Source organism: Streptomyces sp. NPDC020299, from assembly GCF_044387825.1.
GTDB lineage: Bacteria > Actinomycetota > Actinomycetes > Streptomycetales > Streptomycetaceae > Streptomyces.
In genome coordinates this window covers 196,534-216,398 of sequence record NZ_JBIRWL010000010.1, presented here as the reverse complement: position 1 = coordinate 216,398, position 19,865 = coordinate 196,534, and the positions used below count along the sequence as shown (strand labels likewise).

Genomic DNA, 19,865 nt, shown 5'->3' with positions numbered 1-19,865 from the left:
TTGACCTGACCGACGGGGGCAATCCCATGCTGGACGGGTTCGACGACGAGCCCCTCCGCAAGCTCCGCTGCTCGACGCCCCAGGTCACGAACCTCGTCCGAGCTGTCCTCACCCTCTGCCTGTCCGGCTCGGGCGGAGGATGGACAAGACTCACCGACCGAACTGCCGGAGCTGTGGAACGCGCCCAAGGAATGAGACGGACAGTCACCTACCCGGGAATTCGTATCCGGGGGAAGAATTCCTCCCCCCATCGCGAGTGGACAGCATCTCCGCACCCGCGAATCATGGTGTCCGGACCGCCGGTCGGCGGATCGACGGCGACGAAGGGAAAGGCGCCATGGTCCAGACAGTTTCGTTCAGGAACAAGGCCGTGAAAATCGCGGCACACCTTCATCTGCCGGACGATTTCGACGAAGAAAAGAAGTACCCCGCCCTCGTCGGAATTCACCCCGCCGGCGGCGTGAAAGAACAGACCATCGGCGAGTACGCGAAGAGGCTGGCCTCCCACGGATTCGTCACCGTGGTCTACGACTCCTCCTACCAGGGAGAGAGCGGCGGCGAACCCCGCCTCCTGGAGGACCCGCCGACCCGAGTGGAGGACGCCCGCTGCGCGGCGGACTTCCTGACCACTCTGCCGTACGTCGACACCGAGCGGATGGGCGTGTTCGGCATCTGCGCCGGAGGCGGCTACGCGATCAGCGTGGCCCAGACAGAGCGGCGCTTCAAGGCGGTGGCCACCGTCAGCGCGGCCCCGATGGGCGAGGGCTCCCGGGCCTTCCTCGGGCAGCTCTCCCCCGTGGCCGAGCAGATCGAGGCCCTGGAAGCGGTCGCCCGGCAGCGTACGGCGGAGGCGAACGGAGCTGCGCCGGTCTACGCCCCGTTCGTCCCGGAGACGCTGGAAGAGATCGACGACAACACGCCGGACCTTCTGCGCGAGGGATACGACTACTACCGGACTCCGCGTGGTCAGCATCCCAATTCCAAGGGCCGTTTCCTGCTGACCAGCCTGGACAAAATGTACGCCTTCTCGGCGTTCGACCAGATTCCGGAGCTGCTGACGCAGCCGATGCTTCTCATCGCGGGCAGCAAGGCCGACACCAAGGTTTTCAGCGACCAGGCGTACGAGCTTTCCAACGGACCGAAGGAATTGTTCGTCGTCGACGGTGCGACGCATATCGCCATGTACGACGTACCCGAGTACATGGATCAGGCGCTCACCAAGATGGTGAAGTTCTTCGCCGTCCTCTGACAGCGGAAATCATTCGAGGAGCACGATCACCATGCCCGATCCCGGCCGGCCCACCGTCGCCATCGCCTTTCATTCGGGCTATGGCCACACGGCCGTCATCGCCGAAGCCGTGGCGCGTGGCGCGGCGGGAGCCGGCGCCGATGTCGTCGCCATCCCTGTCGCCACCATCACCGACGAGCAGTGGGCACAGCTGGACGCCGCCGACGCGATCATCTTCGGTTCCGCCACGTACATGGGCACCGCCTCAGCGGTCTTCCACGCCTTCGCCGAGGCCGGCAGCAGGCGCTGGTTCGCCCACACCTGGGTGGACAAGCTCGCCGCGGGCTTCACCAACTCCGGAGCCAAGAGCGGCGACAAGTCCTCCACCCTGGGCTACTTCGCCACCCTTGCCGCCCAGCACGGCATGCACTGGATCAGCCTGGGCCTGCTGCCGGGCTGGGACTCCACCACCGCCAGCGAGGACGACATCAACCGACTGGGCTTCTTCCTCGGCGCCGGCGCCCAGAGCCCGACCGACGCCGGTCCGGAAGCGGTCCACACGTCGGACATCGCCACCGCGGAGCACCTGGGTGCCCGCGTCGCACGCCAGGCCGCGATCTTCCGCGCCGGGCGGACCGTCCTCGCCGCCTGATCACCCATGCCCTCCCCGCTACACCCATCCACCCCCCGCAAGGAGTACACCGTGTCCGACTCCCCGCATCTCGCCCTCATCCGACGGGTGTACGAATCCGGGATGGCCCCGGAAGTGACCAGTGAGGTCATGGCGCCGGACCTCGTCTGGGACATCACCCCCGGCTTCCCCAACAGCGGCGTCTACCACGGCTGGGACGACGCGGCGAAGGACTTCTTCGGCAGGACGATGCCGAACTACGAGTCCTTCGGCGCGGTGCCCGAGGAGTTCTACGCCGACGACGAGGGCCACGTCTTCGTGTTCGGTCACTACCACGCCGAGACGAAGACCGGGAACAAGGCCGACGTCCGCTTCATCCACCTGTGGACGGTCCGCGACGGCAAGGCCGTGAGCATGCGCCAGGCCGCCGACAGCCACATCCTCCAGGAAGCCCTCAAGGGCTGACACCCGCACCAGGAGACGACACACCATGGCGAAGATCCTCTTCGTGATCACCGCGTCCGACCACTGGACGCTGGCCGACGGAACCCGCCAGCCGGCGGGCTACTGGGCCGAGGAAGCGATCGGTCCCTACCAGGTCTTCAAAGAGGCCGGATACGAGATCGCGTCAGCGACCCCCGGCGGCGTGCCGCCCACCGTCGACGCGCTCAGCCTCACCCCGGACTTCAACGGCGGTGAGGAAGGAGCCGAGCGCATGCGGACCGCGGTGCGCGAGGCGACCGAGCTGACGAACCCGATGCGCATCGAGGAGGTGGACATCGACGACTACGTGGCCGTCTTCTACCCCGGCGGCTGGGGTCCGATGGAGGACCTGCCCGACAACGCCGAGTCCGGCAGGCTCCTCACCGAGTGGCTGGCCTCGGGCAAGCCGGTCTCCCTGGTCTGCCACGGCCCCGCGGCCCTCCTGGCCACGATCGGCCCGGACGGGACCTCTCCGTTCACCGGCTATCGCCTCACCGGTCTGTCCAACGCCGAGGAGAAGCAGAACGGCCTCGCGGACCGTGCGAAGTGGCTGCTGCAGGACCGCCTCGTGGGCGAACTCAAGGCGGACTACCGCGAGGTCGACCCCTTCACCCCGCACGTCCAGGTCGACCGCACCCTCTACACGGGCCAGAACCCCTACTCGGCCGTCCCCCTCGCCGACGAGCTCGTCAAAGCACTGAGCTGACACCCGGGCGGTGTTCTGCTCCGGTGGCCGGGTACGCGATCGCGCACCCGGCCACCGGCCCCGTTCCAGCCCCCCAAACGGAAGGCAGCGGCCTCAGAACGACCAGCTCACCGTCTACTGGCGGAACAGACAGGGGACAAATCTGTCCCCCTTACAAAACGTGGCCTCTGTGTCAGGCTGAAGGTCATGAACCGCAACCCGCATCTGAACGAGCTGGGTGAGTTCCTCAAGGCCCGTCGTGCCGAGCTCACGCCCTCCGAGGTGGGCCTGCGCGGCGGGCATCGGCGGCGTGTGAAGGGTCTGCGCCGTGAGGAAGTGGCCCTCCTCGCGGCGATCAGCACCGAGTACTACACCCGGATCGAACAGGGACGGCTCCAGGCATCGGCTCCCCTGCTCGACGAGATCGCCCAGGTGCTCCGCCTCAACGACGCCCAGCACACCTACCTCCTGCACCTCGCCGCGAAGGAGCGGGTGATCCCGTCCACGTACCGCGAGCGGCAGCAGGTGGACCCGCAGCTGCAGCGCATGCTGGACGACCTCACCACCTCCCCGGCCTTCGTCATCGGCCGGTGTACCGACATCCTCGGCTGGAACCGGCTCGCCGCCGCCCTGTGGACCGACTTCGGGCGCTACCCCGAGCCGGACCGTGTGTTCGTCCGGCTGCTGTTCACGGAACCCTGGATGCGCGAGCTGTACGTCGACTGGGAGGAGGTAACGCGGCTGGCCATCGCCCAGCTGCGCATGGAGAGCGCGCGCTACCCCGACGACCAGCCGCTCACCGCCCTGGTCGAGGAGCTCTCCGCCCGTGACGCCCAGTTCCGACAGTGGTGGACCGAACACGACGTCGCGATGCGGGGCAACGGCGTCAAGAAGCTGCGTCACCCCGTGGTGGGCGAGCTGACGCTCGACTGGAACACGCTCACCTGCGGCACGGACCCCGACCAGCACATCATCGTGTGGAACGCCGCACCAGGGACGCCATCGCACGACGGGCTGCGCCTCCTCGCTTCCTGGGCCGCCGACCAGAAACCGACGGCGTCAGACGCCACGACCTGAGCATTCCCCTGACGGACGCCCGCAGGGGCCGGCCCACTCGTGGTGCGGTGTCCTGCATGGGGGGAGAATTCCGTCCCCCCTATGGCGGCATCCCCGCCAACATCTCTCCCCTTTTCCGGGCGTACGCGAGAAGCAAAAGTCGGACACCTCAACGACCGCTCGTCAAGACGAGGTGCTTCGCATGAAGGCTGTAGGTTTCACGGAATTCGGTGGGCCGGAGGTGCTCCGTGTCCTGGAGCTTCCCGTACCTGAGGCTGGTCCCGGCGAGGTGCGCATCCGGGTGCACGCGGCGACCGTCAACGCGGTCGACGCCCTCCAGCGCAGCGGTCCCGCCCGGTCGCCGGACGCCCGGCCGCCGTTCGTGCCCGGCATGGAAGCCGCCGGCGTCGTGGACCAGTTAGACGCCGGAGAACATGAGGAACCGGCTGGCGAAGGCCCAGGCGTAGGCGGGGTAGCGGCGCGGGTTCACGTAGAAGCTGGAGAAGAACTCGCGCGGCCCGAAGGGCGGAAGGGTGCTCGTGTCGGGGACGACGGCCACGAGGAACACGGCACCGGCCACCCCGATCAGACCGGGGACCAGCAGCATCAGTACGGGACTGAAGTCCAGCAGGCTGACCAGCAGGGTCGCGGCGACCATGCCGACAGGCATGGCCGGGCCCATCAGACCGCTCACCCGGCCCCGCATCCCCGGCTCGATCCGCTCCGTCAGCACGGCCTGCGCCGCCATCAGCGTGCCCGACCAGCCTGCTTGCGCCAGCACCCAGCCCACGACCAGCAGCCACACCGCGCCGCCCAGGCCGATACAGGCCAGACCGGTGAGCCCGACCAGCGGACCGATCACCAGCCAGGTCCGGCGCTTCCCGAAGCGCAGGGTGGTGCGGTCGGACAGGGCGCCCAGGAGCGGTGAGGCGATCGCGGCGGCGAAGGCGCCGACGGACAGCACCGTGCTCAGGGTGGAGACGCGTTGATCCTCGCCCACCACATCGCGCACCCGCAGGGCCAAGCTGACGGTGGGCGGCGACATCACTGCGATGTAGGTGCCGTAGTACGCGGCGACCAGCGCGACGGGAAGCAACGCGCCTGCCCGTGCCGCGGCTGCCGGCGGGCTGACGGTCCCACTCGGCGTGGGCGTGGTTCCGGACATCCGTGACTCGCTTCCTTTGGCCCGGGTCGAGAAAGGACGCCGTTCGTCATCGACGTACGCATCTCCGCGGTTCTGCGTCGGAAAGTAAATTTCCCGCTGCAGTAGAGAAAGTAAAGAGGACCTTTTTTTACCCGGCGCGCATTATCCAGGGGATGGATTTCTCCCCCCATGCGACGATGTGCAGGTGGAATCCCCATGGATATGGTCAATGACGCGATCCGGACGGAAGCTTCGCGTCCGATTCCCCGTCGCGATGGGAATGAAATGGCCTGGTATGCGGTGTCGGTCGCGATCCCGCATCCTCCGGAAGGGACGCGTCAATGGTCCAGGACGTGAGCGGACCGGCGTTGGATTCGCCATCGGCGGCGGGAAGCCGGCACAGGGTGCGCGTGTCCATCGGCGCGCTGCTGCTGGGCATGCTCATCTCGGCACTCGACCAGACCATCGTCTCCACCGCTCTGCCGACGATCGTCAGCGACCTCGGCGGCATGAGCCATCTGTCCTGGGTCGTCACCGCGTACCTGCTCGCCTCGACCGCGGCGACCCCGCTGTGGGGCAAACTGGGCGACCAGTACGGGCGCAAGAGGCTCTATCAGGCCGCGATCGTCATCTTCCTGATCGGGTCGGCGCTGTGCGGCCTGGCGCAGAGCATGTCCCAGCTCATCGCCTTCCGCTCGCTGCAGGGCCTGGGCGGCGGCGGTCTGATGGTCCTGTCGATGGCGATCGTGGGCGACATCGTGCCGCCGCGGGACCGGGGCCGCTATCAGGGCCTGTTCGGTGCCGTCTTCGGAGCGACGAGCGTCCTCGGGCCGCTGCTCGGCGGGTTGTTCGTGGACCGTCTGAGCTGGCGCTGGGTCTTCTACGTCAACCTGCCCGTGGGTGCCGTCGCCCTGCTCGTGATCGCCGCGGCGCTGCGCATCCCCGTGCGGGCCGAGAAGCACCGGATCGACTACGTCGGCACCTTCCTGATCGCAGCAGTCGCCACCTGTCTGATCCTGGTGACCTCGCTCGGCGGCAGGACCTGGGGATGGGCGTCGGCCCCGCTGGTCGGGACCGCGGTTCTGGGCGCCCTGCTGCTGGTGTCGTTCCTGTTCGCCGAACGGCGGGCCGCCGAACCGGTGCTTCCGCTCGGGCTGTTCCGCATCCGCACGTTCACGCTCTCCTCCGCCATCAGCTTCGTCATCGGCTTCGCGATGTTCGGGGCGATGACGTACCTGCCGACGTTCCTCCAGGTCGTGCGGGGCGTGTCGCCCACGATGTCCGGCGTGCACATGCTGCCGATGGTGATCGGGCTGCTCCTGACGTCCACACTGTCGGGCCAGATCGTCGCGCGCACCGGACGCTGGAAGGTCTTCCCGGTGGCCGGCACCGCCGTCACCGTGGTGGGCCTGCTGCTTCTGCACCGGCTCACGGAGACCTCGGGCGACCTCGAGATGAGCCTCTGCTTCTTCGTGTTCGGCTTCGGGCTCGGCCTGGTCATGCAGGTGCTGGTGCTCATCGTGCAGAACGCGGTGTCGTACGAGGACCTGGGCGTCGCCACCTCGGGCGTCACCTTCTTCCGGTCGATCGGCTCCGCGTTCGGCGTCGCCGTCTTCGGCACGATCTTCACCGACCGGCTCGACGACAGGCTGCGCGCGGCGCTCACCGGGCCGTCCCCATCACGGCCGACCGCCGCACTGGAGGCCGACCCGCGTGCCCTGGCCGAACTCCCACCCGGCCTGCGCTCGGCCGCACTGCACGCGTACGCGGCCTCGATCACCGACGTGTTCCTCTACGCGGCCCCGATCGTCCTGCTCGCCTTCGCCCTGGCCTGGCTCCTCAGGGAGGACGGACTGCGCGGCTCGGTGACCGCGCCCGACATGGCGCAAACGCTCAGTGTCCACCCCGTGCACCGGTCCTCGCGCGAGGAGGTGCAGCGGGCCCTGTCCGTGCTCGGCTCGCGCGACGGGCGGCGCGGCGTCTACGAGAAGATCACCGTCAGGGCCGGGTACGACCTGCGGCCCGCCTCCAGTTGGCTGCTGCTGCGTGCCCTCCGACCGGAGCGGTCGCTGTCGCCGGCACGGCTCGCCGAGTACAGCCAGGTGCCGCTGCCGGTCATCCAGGACGCACTGGACGAGATCCAACAGCGTGGGCTGGCCACCCGCGAGGGCATGGACCTGATACTCACCGACGCGGGGCGTGACGCCGCTGCGAGGCTCTCGGTGGCCCGTCAGGACTCGTTCGCGGAACTGCTGGGCGACTGGTGGGGACCCGACCGGCCGACGGACCTGGTCGAACTGGTCGAGGAGTTGTCCACACAGCTGTCGGGCTCCGACAGGGAACGACCCCACGTCCCAGCACCCCGGGCCCGCGCCCGTCGCACGGCGTGATCCCAGGGGCGTACAACGGACGACGGCAGGGGGCACCGACCCCACGACGGCTTGCCGACGGCCATACGGCCCGTGCGCGCCACGATGACCCCCCTGCCGCACCCGACAGCGCCCCAACGGGCCGTCGGTCCTCAGGCTGCCGGATCCCGCCCAGGCCGGTGCGGGTCCGCGGTCCACGACGCCAGGAAGAGAAGCCCGTCGTGGGACGGACTCCCGGGAGCGGCGGTCGAGACCAGCAGCTTCTGAGTCGGGTCGGCCGCGCAGGTCAGACTGTCCCAGTCGAGGGTGAGGTCACCGACGACCGGATGACGCAGCCTCTTCGTCCCCATGCGCAGGCCGCTCATCTGACGGCCGGCCCACCACTGCCGGAAGTCGGCGTCGGCGACCGACAACTCGCCCACGAGTGCCGCCAGCCCCGGGTCGCCGGGACAGCGGGCGGCCTCCAGGCGCAGATAGGCCACGCAGGCCCGGGCGTTCGTCCTCCAGTCGAGGCAGAGCTCCCGGAAGGCGGGGTCGGTGAAGAGCAGCCGCGCGTAGTTGCGCCTCTTCGCCGGGATCCTGTCGAAGTCGGTGAGCAGGGCGGCTGCAAGGGAGTTCCAGGCTAGAACGTCCAAACGGCGGCCGAGGACGAGTGCGGGGGTGGTCGCCAGATCGTCCAGGATGCGCCTGAGCTGCGGGTGAACCTTCTGCGCCGACAGGCGGCCGGGTTCCTGGCCGCCGTTGGATGCAAGGTCGATCAGGTGCGCGAGCTGGTCGTCGTCCAGGTGCAGGACTCTGGCGAGCGCGGCGAGCACCGACCTGGACACCGAGGCACGCCCTTGTTCCAGCCGGGTGTAAGCCCCGGTGCTGATCCCCGCGAGTCGGGCGACCTCCTCACGGCGCAGCCCCGGCACCCGCCGGGGCGCCCCCGACTCGGGCAGGCCGACGGTCCGCGGGCTGAGTCGGGCCCGGCACACCTTGAGGAATTCTCCCAGTTCGGGCAGAGGTTCTTGGGTGTACATAGCATCGAGCATCGCAGCATTCACCTGGAATGTGAGGGGGAGGGTTTTCTCCCCGGTCTGGGAACCGCCTTTTCATCGCGGGTCGGCAGGACCGGTCAGCCCGTCGGGCCGGTCGGGCCCGCTGGTCGTGAGCCCGCCGGGCCGTGTGCTCCGCGAGGCGAGGGCACGCAGTCCGTCGTACGACGGAGTGCCGGGCTCGGCCGTCCAGACGACGAGTTCCTGATCGGGATCGCCGCCACAGGTCAAGATGTCCCAGTCCAGGACGAGTTCACCCACAAGAGGGTGGCGGAACCTCTTGACGCCCGCCTCGCGGAACGGCACGTGACGGCTTCCCCACAACTGCCCGAAGTCCTCGTCCTCCACGGAGAGTTCACCCACCAGATCGGTCAGCCGCGGATCCTCGGGGTGCTTGGCGGCCGCCACGCGCAGTCGGGCCACGCAGTCGCGTGCGACGGCCCGCCAGTCCGCGTACAGGGTCCGCATGGAGGGATCGGTGAAGAGGATGCGGGCGCAGTTGCGTCTGCTCTCCGGCACCTTCGCGAAGTCGGTGAACAGGGCGGCGGCGAGCGGATTCCAGGCCAGGATGTCCATACGGAGGCCGATCACCACGCCGGGACTCGCGGTGAGATCGTCGAGCAGGCGGCGCAGCTGGGGGTGCACCTTCTGCCCGGCCGGCCGGCGGTGTCGCGTCCCGTGCCGGCCGGCCAGCTCGAACAGGCGGTCACGCTGGTGGTCAGACAGGTGCAGGACTCGGGAGAGTGCGGCGAGCAAGGAGGCCGACGGCTGGACGCGGCCCTGCTCCAGCCGTGTGTAGTAGTCGGTGCTGATGGCGGCCAGTACGGCGACCTCTTCTCTGCGCAGCCCTGGCACACGTCGGCCGCCGGTGTCGGGCAGACCGACGGTGCGCGGGGTCAGCTCGGACCTCCGTTGCTTGAGGAATTCTCCCAACTCGTTCGGATGCGCTTCGCCGGTCATGGCGCCAGTGTCGCACCGACCGGTCCGCGGGAAGGGGGTAAGGATCTCTCCCCTGGATAAGGAATTCCCCACATGGAATCCTCCCCTTTGCGGACGCCCCCGCAAGTGACAGGGTCGAGGGCGAATCCGGTGGCCGAAATAAGTGTGCTTTCCGCGTGCCACCGATATCCGGTATTGCTGCGGCAGGTGGAGAAGGTGGACAGAGAGCGTGCAGACAGACGTCACCTTCTTCAGCAACGGCCTCGCAGTGGCCGCCGGGCACCTGCACACTCCCGCCGCCGGGACCGGTCGTCCGCTGCCCACGATCGTGGTCGTCCACCCGTGGGGCGGGACGAAGGAGCAGAGCGCCGGGCTGTACGCCCGGCGGCTGCGCGCGACGGCCGTCCGGCTGAAACGGGCGGTGGCGGCGTCGCTGCCCGCGATCGACCGGGGAGACAGTGGAGCTGTTCTGGATCGGCGGCGCGTCCCACTACGACCTGTACGACGAACCCGTGTACGTCTCCCCCGCCCTCGCCAGGCCCGCCTCGTTCTTCGCTGAGCAGCCCGACCGTCCCCTGGTCCTGGGCCGCGCGGCATGAGATCCCCCCACCCCAAACACATCAGGAGCACCACCCCATGTCCGAACGGAAGAAGTTCGCGCCGCCTGCCATCCAGGAGTTCGCCCCCAAGCTCGCTGAGGTGACGGACACCGTCCTGTTCGGTGACATCTGGGAGCGGCCGGGCCTTTCCCCCCGCGACCGCAGCCTCGTCACCGTCACCGCTCTGGCCTCCCTGTACCGGGCCGACCAGCTCGGCTTCCACCTCGGCAAGGCCCTGGAGAACGGCGTCACCAAGGACGAACTGATCGAGGTGATCACCCATCTGGCCTTCTATGCCGGATGGCCCAACGCCATGACCGCGATGATGCAGCTCAAGGAGATCGTGGAGAACTCCGACCAGGCCGGCTGACGCCTCGGCGCCGACCGTGCGCCCGGCGACGGCACCGCACCCCGGCCTGCCTCGCACACGGCTCCGTCGGCGACCACGCCGACCCGCGCCGGAGCGGCGGCTCCCGCACCCCCTGACGGCACGACACACGACCAGAGCTGGGAAGACACCATGCGAGCAACCATGATTCACGCGCCGGGTGACATCCGGGTGGAGAACGCCCCCGAGCCGAAGATCACGGCATCGACGGACGCGGTCATCCGCACCGTCGCCGCCTGTGTGTGCGGTTCCGACCTGTGGAGCTACCGGGGTGTTCTGCCGGTCGCCGGGCCGCAGCCGATCGGCCACGAGTACGTCGGCATCGTCGAGGAGGTCGGCAGCGACGTCTCCAGCGTCCGACCGGGCCAGTTCGTCATCGGTTCCTTCGTAGCCTCCGACAACACCTGTCCGAACTGCCGGGCCGGCTACCAGACCTCCTGTCAGCACGCGCAGTGGGTCAACGGCGCCCAGGCCGAGTACCTCCGCGTCCCCCTCGCCGACGGCACCCTGGTCGCCACCCCGGAGCAGCCGGACGAGGAGCTGATCCCGAGCCTGCTGACCCTGTCCGACGTCATGGGCACCGGCTGGTACGCAGCCAAGGCCGCCGAGGTCAGGCCCGGTTCGACGGCCGTGGTCGTCGGAGACGGTGCGGTGGGCCTGTCGGGGGTCATCGCGGCGAAGGAGCTGGGCGCCGAGCGCATCATCGCCATGAGCCGGCACGAGTCCCGGCAGAAGCTGGCCCTGGAGTTCGGCGCCACCGACATCGTCACCGAGCGGGGCGAGGAAGGCGTCGCCCGCGTCAAGGAGCTGACGAACGGCGTCGGCGCCGACTGCGTCCTCGAATGCGTCGGCACACAGGAGTCGATGCACCAGGGCCTGCAATCCGCACGCCCGGGCGGCAACGTCGGCTTCGTCGGCTTCCCGCACGGTACGCAGATCGACGGCCAGGAGCTGTTCTTCTCCCACGTCGGCCTGCGCGGCGGCCCCGCGCCCGTGCGCGCCTACCTTCCCGACCTCATCGACCGCGTCCTGACCGGCCGTATCGACCCAGGCAAGGTCTTCGACCTGACCCTGCCCCTGGACGAGGCCGCCGAGGGCTACAAGGCGATGGACGAACGCCGCGCCGTCAAGACGCTGCTGCGCCCGTGACCGAAAGCCCGGCGGTGGTGGGCCGCGTACCGACCGCGCCCACCACCGCCGGCATCACCTGGCGGCTGCGGTCGTGCACACTGCCGCAGCCGCCGAACAGAACGGACCGACCGTCATGACCAGCGAGGCGATCGCCACCGTCGAGGCATACCTCAGGGCCTTCGGCACGCGGGACATGCAGCGCATCCTCCCCCACTTCGCACCCGATGCGACCTGGACGATCCCCGGCGATCCGGCTCTCACCCCCTGGGCCGGAAGCCGCACCGGACCGGAGGCCATCCGGCAGTCCCTCACCGCGTTCTTCGCGGCCGTCGAGCCACTCGCGTTCGATCTGGGGACCCTGGTGGAGTCCGATGGACGGGTCCTGGCACCGGGGCGGTACACCTCCCGGTTCCACCCCTCCGGGCACGTGCTCGAGAGCGAGATGATCCTGCGTTTCACCGTCACGAACGGCCTGATCACCGACTACCGCGTCTTCGAGGACTCACTCGGCATCACCCGCGCCCACACCGGCGCGCCGCACACCACGGCGCCCGGCTGACGACCGGGTCGCCGCGCCCGGCACCCCAACCGCCACGGCGTTGATCGGTGGCGCCACGAACCCCCGCCCCCACCGGACCACGAGGATGGGAACACACCGATGACCACCTGGACAGCCGACGAACTCGACCGCATCGCCGACGCCGACGAACTCGAGATGGCCCCGCTCCGGCGTGACGGACAGTAAAGGTCATGCTCGGTCTCGAACTTGTCGTCGTCCTGGGTGCGGCCGTGCTGGCGGGGAACGTCCTGGGACAGCGACTGCGTGTCGCACCCCCCGTCGTGCTGCTGGTCGTGGGCGCTCTCATCGGCCTCGTCCCGGCCGTACGTCAGACCCAACTCCCGCCCGAAGTAGTCCTGTTGCTGTTCCTTCCCGTACTGCTGTACTGGGAGAGCCTGACGACGTCGATGCGGGAGATCCGGACGAACCTGCGCGGCATCGTCCTGCTCAGCACCGTGCTGGTCATCCTCACGGCGGGTGCTGTGGCGGTCGCCGGACACGCCCTCGGACTGCCGTGGGGGCCGGCGTGGGCCCTGGGCGCGGCCGTGGCACCCACGGACGCCACGGCGGTGAGCGCCCTGGCGGGGTCCCTGCCGCGCCGTCAGATCACCGTCCTGCGTGCGGAGAGTCTCGTCAACGACGGCACCGCGCTGGTGATCTACGGACTCGCCGTCGGCATCACCGTCGGCGAGGAGCACCTCACCCTTCCCCATGTGGGCGCGCTGTTCCTGCTCGCGTACGGCGGTGGAGCCGCGGTCGGGATCGCGGTCGCCTGGGTCAACATGAACCTGCGACGCAGGCTGGACGACCCCCTGCTCGGCAACCTGGTCATGATCCTGGCGCCGTTCACGGCGTACCTGCTGGCCGAGTTGATCCACGCCTCGGGTGTCCTCGCGGTCGTGGTGAGCGGCCTGATCATGGCCCAGGTCGCGCCCGGCCTCATCCGGGCCGAGCACCGCCGTCAGGCACTGGCCTTCTGGCCGCTGGCCACGTTCATCATCAACGGCGCGCTGTTCGTCCTGGTGGGAGTGGAACTGCAGTACGCGCTGCGCCACCTGAGCCGGTCCGACCTGCGCGACGCCCTCATCGCGATCGGGGTGGTCAGCGTTGTCCTGGTCGCGGTCCGGTTCGCGTTCCTGTTCTCCTCCGCCCACCTGATCCGCGCGATCGACCGGCGTCCCGAGCAGCGCCTGCGCCGGATCAGCGACCGGGCCCGCGTGGTCAGCGGGCTGGCGGGCTTCCGGGGCGCGGTGTCACTCGCGGTGGCACTGTCCGTGCCGGAGACCCTCGACTCGGGTGAGCCCTTCCCCGGCCGCGCGTTCATCGTCTTCGTCACCTCCGGCGTCATCGTGGTGACCCTCGTGGTGCAGGGACTGCTGCTGCCGGGCGTGGTCCGCTGGGCCCGGCTGCCCCGCGACACCTCCGTCGACGAGGAGCAGATCCTCGCCGAGACGACGGCGACCGAGGACGCCATCAAGGCGCTGCCGCAGCTCGCCGCCGAACAGGGGACCGCTCCGAAGGTCGTGGAGTGGCTGCGACAGGAGTACGAGGCCAACCTGGCGACCGTACGGGCAAGGGGCGCGGGCGGCGACGACGATCCCGCCCTGCTCCACAACCGCCACTACACCGACCTCCGCCTCGCCCTCATCGCCACGAAGCGCGCCACCGTCGTCCGCCTGAGGGACGAGTCGCAGATCGACGACACCGTGCTCCGCCGGCTCCAGGCCGCCCTGGACAACGAAGAAGTCCGGCTGAGCGGACGCGAGCAGGTCGAGTAGACGCAAGCGCACAGCCGGCCCCGACCACTCGAGTCCCCCGAGAAGGAGCCCCGCCGCCATGACCTCCGGCCTCATCGACGTCCACGCCCATCACCTCCCCGACTTCTACGTGCAGCAGGCGACCGCGGCCGGTCATGACCACCCCGACGGCATGGCCGCCTGGCCCGCGTGGTCCGTGCGGGACCACCTGGATCTGATGGACCGCAGCGGCATCGAGTCAGCGATGCTCTCCCTCTCCTCCCCCGGCGTACACTTCGGCGACGACAAGGCGGCCCGCCTCCTCGCCCGGCGCGTCAACACGTACACCGCCGAAGTGGCGCGGGACCACCCCGGCCGCTTCGGCAACTTCGCCTGCCTCCCCCTGCCGGACGTGGACGGCACTCTGGAGGAGATCGTCTTCGCCTTCGACGAACTCGGCGCCGACGGCGTGGCGTTGCTGACGCACACCCATGGCGTGTACCTGGGCGACGCACGACTCGCCCCGGTGTTCGCGGAACTGGACCGCCGCGGAGCCGTGGTGTTCCTGCACCCCACCTCCCCCGTGTGCTGGGAGCAGTCCGCCCTCGGCAGGCCGCGCCCGATGGTCGAGTACATCTTCGACACCGCCCGCACCGTCACGGACCTGGTGATGGCGGGCGTCCTGACACGCCACCCGGACCTGCGGATCATCGTCCCGCACTGCGGTGGCGCGATCCCCGTCCTGGCCGACCGCATCAACGAGTTCATGCAGCTCTTCGTACCCGCACAGGAGACGCCACCGCGCGACGCCGTGCAGCAACTGCGCGCGCTGTACTACGACATCGCCGGCACGGCCTTCCCCCGCCAGGCTCCCGCACTGCTGAGGCTGGCCGACCGCGACCGCGTCCTCTTCGGCAGCGACTACTGCTGGACGCCCGCGCCGCTGGCCAACACGCACATCGCGGCGATCGACGCCGCCGAGCCACCAGTGGAAGGGGCCACATGGCGCTCGCTCACCACAGCCAACGCTCAGCGCCTGTTCCCCCGAGCGGCCCCGCGCTGAATTACCTGACGCCGCGGTCAGCCCGAGCACGCCGGCGACGGCGGCCTCTGCAGCGAACCCTTCGGATTCCGCCCCTGCTCCGCGGCGCCGCATCCTGTCGCCCTGGCTCCGGAAACGCCGCTCCCGCCGTCCCGCGAGGCATACGCCCAGGTGTCCGTGGTATGTCTTCATGCCGCTCGGGCCGATCGTCGCCTCGACCGCCCAGGTACCGGCCGTGCGATGCGCCCTGAGCGCCGTCAGCGGGCCGGGTTCCTCGTTGACGTAGGGCCCGTACACCTTGGCGGGTGTCGAAGAACGTGACTCCCTGGTCGACGGCTCCGCGGAGCACGGCGATCATGTGGCTCCGGTCACCGGCGTTGGGTCTCCGACCCCCGGGCCGAGTCCTCAGGCACCGTACCCCGCACCCGATCTCCCAAGGGGGGAGGGATTCTTCCCCCCGATGAATTCCTCCCCCGCAGATGCTCGGTGACCCGCTGACCACCGGGTACGCGGGCACGCAACGACCCGGTTGACCGATCTGCCGGACATGCCGCGATGGCTGTCGCCGGGACAGCCACCAGAACCACCTGTTGGGAGAAACGTGTTCACCGTCAACGCCTACGCCGCCTCGTCCGCGGCCGAACCGCTCGTCCGGAGCACCGTCGAGCGCCGTGACGTCGGCCCGCACGACGTCCTCATCGAGATCAAGTACGCCGGCGTATGCCACTCCGACATCCACCACGTCCGTGGCGACTGGGGTCCGGTGCACTATCCGGTGGCCCCCGGGCACGAGATCACCGGAATCGTCACTCAGGTCGGCCCCGAGGTCGTCAAGCACGCCGTGGGCGACCGCGTCGGCGTCGGCTGCATGGTCAACTCCTGTCGCACCTGTGACTCGTGCCGCAAGGGTGAGGAGCAGTACTGCCTCAACGGCACCACGCTCACCTACGGCTCGCAGGACCGGGACGGGACCTGGACCCAGGGCGGATACACCACCCACATCGTCGTCGACGAGCACTTCGTCGTCCGCGTCCCCGAAGGCGTCGCCCTGGACGAGGCAGCCCCGCTGCTGTGCGCGGGCATCACGACCTACTCGCCGCTGCACCACTGGGGCGCCGGCCCGGGTAAGAAGGTGGCCATCGTCGGTCTGGGCGGGCTCGGGCACATGGGCGTCAAGTTCGCCCATGCGATGGGCGCGGAAGTCACCGTCCTGTCGCAGTCGTTGAAGAAGATCGACGATGGTCTGCGCCTGGGCGCCGACCACTACCACGCCACCAGCGACCCCGCCACCTTCACGGAACTGGCGGGCACCTTCGACCTCATCGTCAACACGGTCAGCGCCCGGCTCGACGTCGACGCCTACCTCTCCTTGCTGGGTGTGGGCGGCACCATGGTCAACGTAGGCGCCCCGGCGGAGCCACTGTCCCTGAACGTGTTCTCACTGCTCGCACGCGGACGGTCGTACGCCGGCTCGTCGATCGGCGGAATCCAGGAAACGCAGGAGATGCTGGACTTCTGCGGTGAGCACGGCATCGGCGCGGAGATCGAGACCATCGGGGTGGAGCAGATCAACGAGGCGTACGAGCGCGTCCTGGCCTCCGACGTGCGCTACCGCTTCGTGATCGACGTCGCGACCCTGGCCTGACCCGCACCGCATTCGCGGTACGGCCGCGGGAACGGAAGAACCACCGATGACGATGACGTACGACCACCTCGGCCGAACAGGTCTGAAGGTGAGCAGGCTCGGCCTGGGAACCATGAACTTCGGCTGGGTCACGGACGAGCCCACCGCTTTCGCCATCCTCGACCGGGCAGTCGAGGAAGGCATCAACTTCGTCGACACCGCCGACGTCTACGGCGGGCCGCAGTCTCCCGACATGGAGAGAGGGTACGGCCTCTCCGAAGAGATCATCGGCCGCTGGCTGGCCCGGGGCGGCGGCCGGCGCGACCGGATCGTGCTGGCCACCAAGCTCTACCAGCCCATGGGCGCCGGCCCGAACGACAAGTACCTGTCCGCCTACAAGATCCGCAAGGCTGCCGAGGACAGTCTCCGACGGCTGCGGACCGATCACCTCGACCTGTACCAGATGCACCACGTCGACCGTTCGACGCCGTGGGACTCCGCCGGTTTCATGGTCTTCGGCTACATCGGCGGCCGCACCGCCGAGCGGTGGTCCGAACGCGGCGCGCTCGCCATCGGCATCGCCATGACCGCCACCGGCTCACTCGGCCTCCTCACGACCGGACTGTGGAACCTGCCCCTGCCCGTCGTCCTCGCCTCCCTGTTCGTTCTCGCTTCCGGCGTCGCGTTCGCCGCGCCCCCGACCACGTCGCTCGCCCTGGCCGGCTACCCGGAACTCGCCGGCACCGCGTCCTCGGTACTCGGCTGCGCCCGCTTCGGGCTCGGAGGAGTCGCCGCACCGCTCGTCGGCCTCGGCGGCGCCCGAGCCGTCCTCCCCCTGGGCATCGTCACCGTCGCGTCGATCGCACTCGCCGCCGTCGCCCATGCGGTGTTCGTCAAGCAGCCGGGTCAGGGGCGCCATGGGCGCGGCCGGGCACGACGACGTGGGCGATGAGAGCCGGGTCGGCAATGAAAATGCAATCGCTCACAGAATTTCCCGAATTCATCAACCGGAGTATTGGATATCGCAATGAAGTACACACGACTCGGCACCTCAGGACTCGTTGTCAGCCGTCTCGCGCTCGGCTGCATGACTTTCGGGGACACAGCGAGCGGTTTCAGTAAATGGGCGCTCAGCGAAGAGGGATCGGAGCCGATTTTCCGGCAGGCCGTCGAACTGGGCATAACCCTCTGGGACACGGCCAATGCATACAGTTACGGCACCTCGGAAGAAATCGTCGGGCGAGCGGTCCGGAAGCACTCGCGCCGTGAGGACATCGTGCTGGCCACCAAGCTCTTCTACCCGATGCACTCCGGCCCAGGCGGCTCCGGAACGTCCCGCAAGGCGATCATGGAGCAGGTCGACGCGTCGCTGACTCGCCTCGGCACCGACTACGTGGATCTCTACCAGATCCATCGCCTCGATTACGACACTCCCGCAGAGGAGACGATGGAGGCCCTCCACGACATCGTGAAGGCGGGCAAGGTCCGCTACATCGGCGCGTCGTCGATGCTCGCCTGGGAGTTCGCCAAGCTGCAGCACACCGCGGACCTGCACGGATGGACACGGTTCGTGTCCATGCAGGACCAGTACAACCTCCTCATGCGTGAGGAAGAACGGGAGATGTTCGGCCTGCTGGCAGATCAGGGCGTCGGGAGCCTCCCGTGGAGCCCACTCGCCCGCGGTCGGCTCACCCGGCCCTGGGGTGAGGAGACCCGACGATCGGAGACCGACCCCGCATACGGGCGCCTCTTCGTCGAAGAGAAGTCGAACCGGAAGATCATCGGGGCAGTGCAGTCGGTAGCCCAGGCACGCGGTGTGTCCATGGCCACGATCGCACTCGCATGGGTCCTGGCGAACCCCGTGGTCAGTGCACCGATCATCGGGGCATCCAAGCCACATCACCTGTCGGACGCAGCCGCGGCCCTCGACATCACGCTGACGGACAAAGAAATCACCACGCTCGAAGAGCACTACACCCCTCGGCTAGCCACCGGCATGAGCGCCGCGGACCGCCCGCCGGCGCGCTGAAAGAAGCCGTTGGGCCTGCCACGCGATGCCGGTCCCGCTGCGTGGTTTCGCTTTACGGGTGACGAGGCAGTGCGCGATCGATGCTCCCTTCCAGCGGTGCCGTAACCGGATCGCTCGGTCTTGGAGCGTGCGTCGGCCAAGCGAATTCACCTCTCTGCCGCACATCGCGGCGAACACAGGAAGGTAAGGAAACACCCGGATGAAAGTCATCGGACTGAGCAAGTACGGCGACCCCGAAGTGCTGCGGCCGTTCGAGCTCCCCGACCCTCGCCCCGGGGCACAGGAGGTGCTGGTGCGGGTCCGCGCCGCCGGCGTGAACCCCGTCGACGCGATGCTCCGCTCCGGGCAGCTGCAGCAGATGTACCAGGGGCAGACACCCCCGTTCGTCCCCGGGATGGAGGTCTCCGGCACGATCGAGGAGGTCGGCAGCGGGGTGGATCCCCGCTGGGGTCTGGTGGCCGGCGCCCACGTCGTCGGATTCGTGGACAATCTGGGCAGCCACGGTGGCTACAGCGAATGTCTCGCCCTTCCCGCACGGTCCGTGGTCCTGGCCCCCGAAGGTGCCTCCGCCGCCGACGCGGCCGGCTTCCTGAACAACGCGCTCACCGCCCGAAACGTCCTCGACGCCTTCCAACTGCCCCCGGGGGCCACCCTCCTGGTCACCGGCGCCGCCGGTTCGGTCGGCGGCTACCTGGTCGAACTCGGCGCCGCAGAGGGCCTGCACGTCGTAACCGTCGCGGCCGAGGACGACGCGGACCTGCTGCGCTCACTCGGCGCGCAGACACTCGTGCCCCGCGGCCCCGACATCGCCGAGCGCGTACTGAAGGAACTCGGCGGCCCGGTGGACGCCGTGGCGGACACGGCCCTGCTGCACGAAAGGATCGCTCCCGCCATCAGGGACAGCGGCCAGATCGGCATCCTGCGCTTCTGGGACGGCAACCCCGGGCGCGGGATCACTGTCAAGCACCTCAATGTGCGGGAACGGGACGGGGACCGCGACGCGATCGTACGGCTCCGTGATCAGGCCGAGGACGACACGATCACCCTGCGTCCCGCCCTGCCCTTCGACGCGGACGACGCCGCCGCCGCACACACACGGCTCGAACAGGGTGCCCTGCGTGAGCGGATCGTCCTGACCTTCGACCACACCAGGTGACCATCCCACTCGGCAAGACAGACCGCTCG

19 protein-coding genes and 1 pseudogene are annotated in these 19,865 nt (G+C 69.0%); 17 read left to right on the top strand and 3 right to left on the bottom strand.

Going from position 1 to position 19,865, the window contains the following annotated elements; genetic code table 11:
- The first annotated feature begins 256 nt into the window (after nucleotides 1–256).
- The 6 genes and pseudogenes from ACH45E_RS25615 to ACH45E_RS25590 all read left to right on the top strand — a co-directional run.
- Nucleotides 257–1,249 carry an alpha/beta hydrolase gene (locus ACH45E_RS25615; protein ID WP_361439890.1) on the top strand — a complete coding sequence of 331 codons (993 nt, stop codon included), beginning with the start codon at nucleotides 257–259 and terminating at the stop codon, nucleotides 1,247–1,249.
- 31 nt (nucleotides 1,250–1,280) lie between these two features.
- Nucleotides 1,281–1,880, top strand: coding sequence for a flavodoxin family protein (locus ACH45E_RS25610; protein WP_361439887.1), 600 nt, complete (start codon nucleotides 1,281–1,283; stop codon nucleotides 1,878–1,880).
- A 51-nt stretch (nucleotides 1,881–1,931) separates the two neighbouring features.
- Complete coding sequence (locus tag ACH45E_RS25605; RefSeq protein WP_361439884.1) at nucleotides 1,932–2,324, top strand: nuclear transport factor 2 family protein; 393 nt, start codon at nucleotides 1,932–1,934, stop codon at nucleotides 2,322–2,324.
- Between the two features lie 25 nt (nucleotides 2,325–2,349).
- Nucleotides 2,350–3,048: a type 1 glutamine amidotransferase domain-containing protein gene (locus tag ACH45E_RS25600; protein WP_361439881.1), complete on the top strand. Its 699-nt coding sequence runs from the start codon at nucleotides 2,350–2,352 to the stop codon at nucleotides 3,046–3,048.
- A 186-nt stretch (nucleotides 3,049–3,234) separates the two neighbouring features.
- The gene (locus ACH45E_RS25595; RefSeq protein WP_361439878.1) at nucleotides 3,235–4,104 is read left to right on the top strand and encodes a helix-turn-helix transcriptional regulator; all 870 of its coding nucleotides are present in this window, start codon (nucleotides 3,235–3,237) and stop codon (nucleotides 4,102–4,104) included.
- A gap of 181 nt (nucleotides 4,105–4,285) precedes the next feature.
- Nucleotides 4,286–4,462, top strand: a pseudogene (locus ACH45E_RS25590) (NADP-dependent oxidoreductase); the annotation flags it as partial.
- A 39-nt stretch (nucleotides 4,463–4,501) separates the two neighbouring features.
- Here ACH45E_RS25590 and ACH45E_RS25585 read toward each other — a convergent pair.
- The gene (locus tag ACH45E_RS25585; protein ID WP_399041523.1) at nucleotides 4,502–5,248 is read right to left on the bottom strand and encodes an MFS transporter; all 747 of its coding nucleotides are present in this window, start codon (nucleotides 5,246–5,248) and stop codon (nucleotides 4,502–4,504) included.
- A 320-nt stretch (nucleotides 5,249–5,568) separates the two neighbouring features.
- Here ACH45E_RS25585 and ACH45E_RS25580 point away from each other — a divergent pair, with 320 nt between their 5' ends.
- Nucleotides 5,569–7,617, top strand: coding sequence for an MDR family MFS transporter (locus tag ACH45E_RS25580; protein ID WP_361439875.1), 2,049 nt, complete (start codon nucleotides 5,569–5,571; stop codon nucleotides 7,615–7,617).
- A gap of 131 nt (nucleotides 7,618–7,748) precedes the next feature.
- Here the strand turns inward: ACH45E_RS25580 and ACH45E_RS25575 are convergent, their stop codons facing one another.
- Nucleotides 7,749–8,618, bottom strand: a complete 870-nt coding sequence (locus tag ACH45E_RS25575) for a helix-turn-helix transcriptional regulator (protein ID WP_361439872.1) — start codon at nucleotides 8,616–8,618, stop codon at nucleotides 7,749–7,751.
- 72 nt (nucleotides 8,619–8,690) lie between these two features.
- Nucleotides 8,691–9,593 carry a helix-turn-helix domain-containing protein gene (locus ACH45E_RS25570; protein ID WP_361439869.1) on the bottom strand — a complete coding sequence of 301 codons (903 nt, stop codon included), beginning with the start codon at nucleotides 9,591–9,593 and terminating at the stop codon, nucleotides 8,691–8,693.
- Between the two features lie 437 nt (nucleotides 9,594–10,030).
- On the opposite strand from ACH45E_RS25570, the gene ACH45E_RS25565 reads away from it, so the two are divergent.
- The 10 genes from ACH45E_RS25565 to ACH45E_RS25520 all read left to right on the top strand — a co-directional run bounded on the left by ACH45E_RS25565 (nucleotide 10,031) and on the right by ACH45E_RS25520 (nucleotide 19,836).
- Nucleotides 10,031–10,171 (top strand): hypothetical protein, encoded by a 141-nt coding sequence (locus tag ACH45E_RS25565; RefSeq protein WP_361439866.1) that lies wholly within the window; start codon nucleotides 10,031–10,033, stop codon nucleotides 10,169–10,171.
- 37 nt (nucleotides 10,172–10,208) lie between these two features.
- Nucleotides 10,209–10,541: a carboxymuconolactone decarboxylase family protein gene (locus ACH45E_RS25560; RefSeq protein ID WP_361439863.1), complete on the top strand. Its 333-nt coding sequence runs from the start codon at nucleotides 10,209–10,211 to the stop codon at nucleotides 10,539–10,541.
- A 150-nt stretch (nucleotides 10,542–10,691) separates the two neighbouring features.
- Entirely contained in the window at nucleotides 10,692–11,708 is a 1,017-nt protein-coding gene (locus ACH45E_RS25555) for a zinc-dependent alcohol dehydrogenase family protein (RefSeq protein WP_361439860.1), read from the top strand.
- A gap of 115 nt (nucleotides 11,709–11,823) precedes the next feature.
- On the top strand, nucleotides 11,824–12,249 hold the full coding sequence (locus tag ACH45E_RS25550; protein ID WP_361439857.1) for a nuclear transport factor 2 family protein: 426 nt from the start codon (nucleotides 11,824–11,826) through the stop codon (nucleotides 12,247–12,249).
- Between the two features lie 191 nt (nucleotides 12,250–12,440).
- A complete protein-coding gene (locus ACH45E_RS25545) occupies nucleotides 12,441–14,027 on the top strand; it encodes a Na+/H+ antiporter (RefSeq protein ID WP_361439854.1) in 1,587 nt (528 codons plus the stop codon).
- A 58-nt stretch (nucleotides 14,028–14,085) separates the two neighbouring features.
- Nucleotides 14,086–15,048, top strand: coding sequence for an amidohydrolase family protein (locus ACH45E_RS25540; RefSeq protein WP_361439851.1), 963 nt, complete (start codon nucleotides 14,086–14,088; stop codon nucleotides 15,046–15,048).
- A 580-nt stretch (nucleotides 15,049–15,628) separates the two neighbouring features.
- Complete coding sequence (locus ACH45E_RS25535; protein WP_361439848.1) at nucleotides 15,629–16,672, top strand: NAD(P)-dependent alcohol dehydrogenase; 1,044 nt, start codon at nucleotides 15,629–15,631, stop codon at nucleotides 16,670–16,672.
- A gap of 52 nt (nucleotides 16,673–16,724) precedes the next feature.
- On the top strand, nucleotides 16,725–17,603 hold the full coding sequence (locus ACH45E_RS25530) for an aldo/keto reductase (RefSeq protein WP_361440254.1): 879 nt from the start codon (nucleotides 16,725–16,727) through the stop codon (nucleotides 17,601–17,603).
- Nucleotides 17,604–17,678: 75 nt separating this feature from the next.
- The gene (locus tag ACH45E_RS25525; RefSeq protein ID WP_361439845.1) at nucleotides 17,679–18,680 is read left to right on the top strand and encodes an aldo/keto reductase; all 1,002 of its coding nucleotides are present in this window, start codon (nucleotides 17,679–17,681) and stop codon (nucleotides 18,678–18,680) included.
- A 199-nt stretch (nucleotides 18,681–18,879) separates the two neighbouring features.
- Nucleotides 18,880–19,836 (top strand): NADP-dependent oxidoreductase, encoded by a 957-nt coding sequence (locus tag ACH45E_RS25520; RefSeq protein WP_361439842.1) that lies wholly within the window; start codon nucleotides 18,880–18,882, stop codon nucleotides 19,834–19,836.
- Nucleotides 19,837–19,865 lie beyond the last annotated feature (29 nt).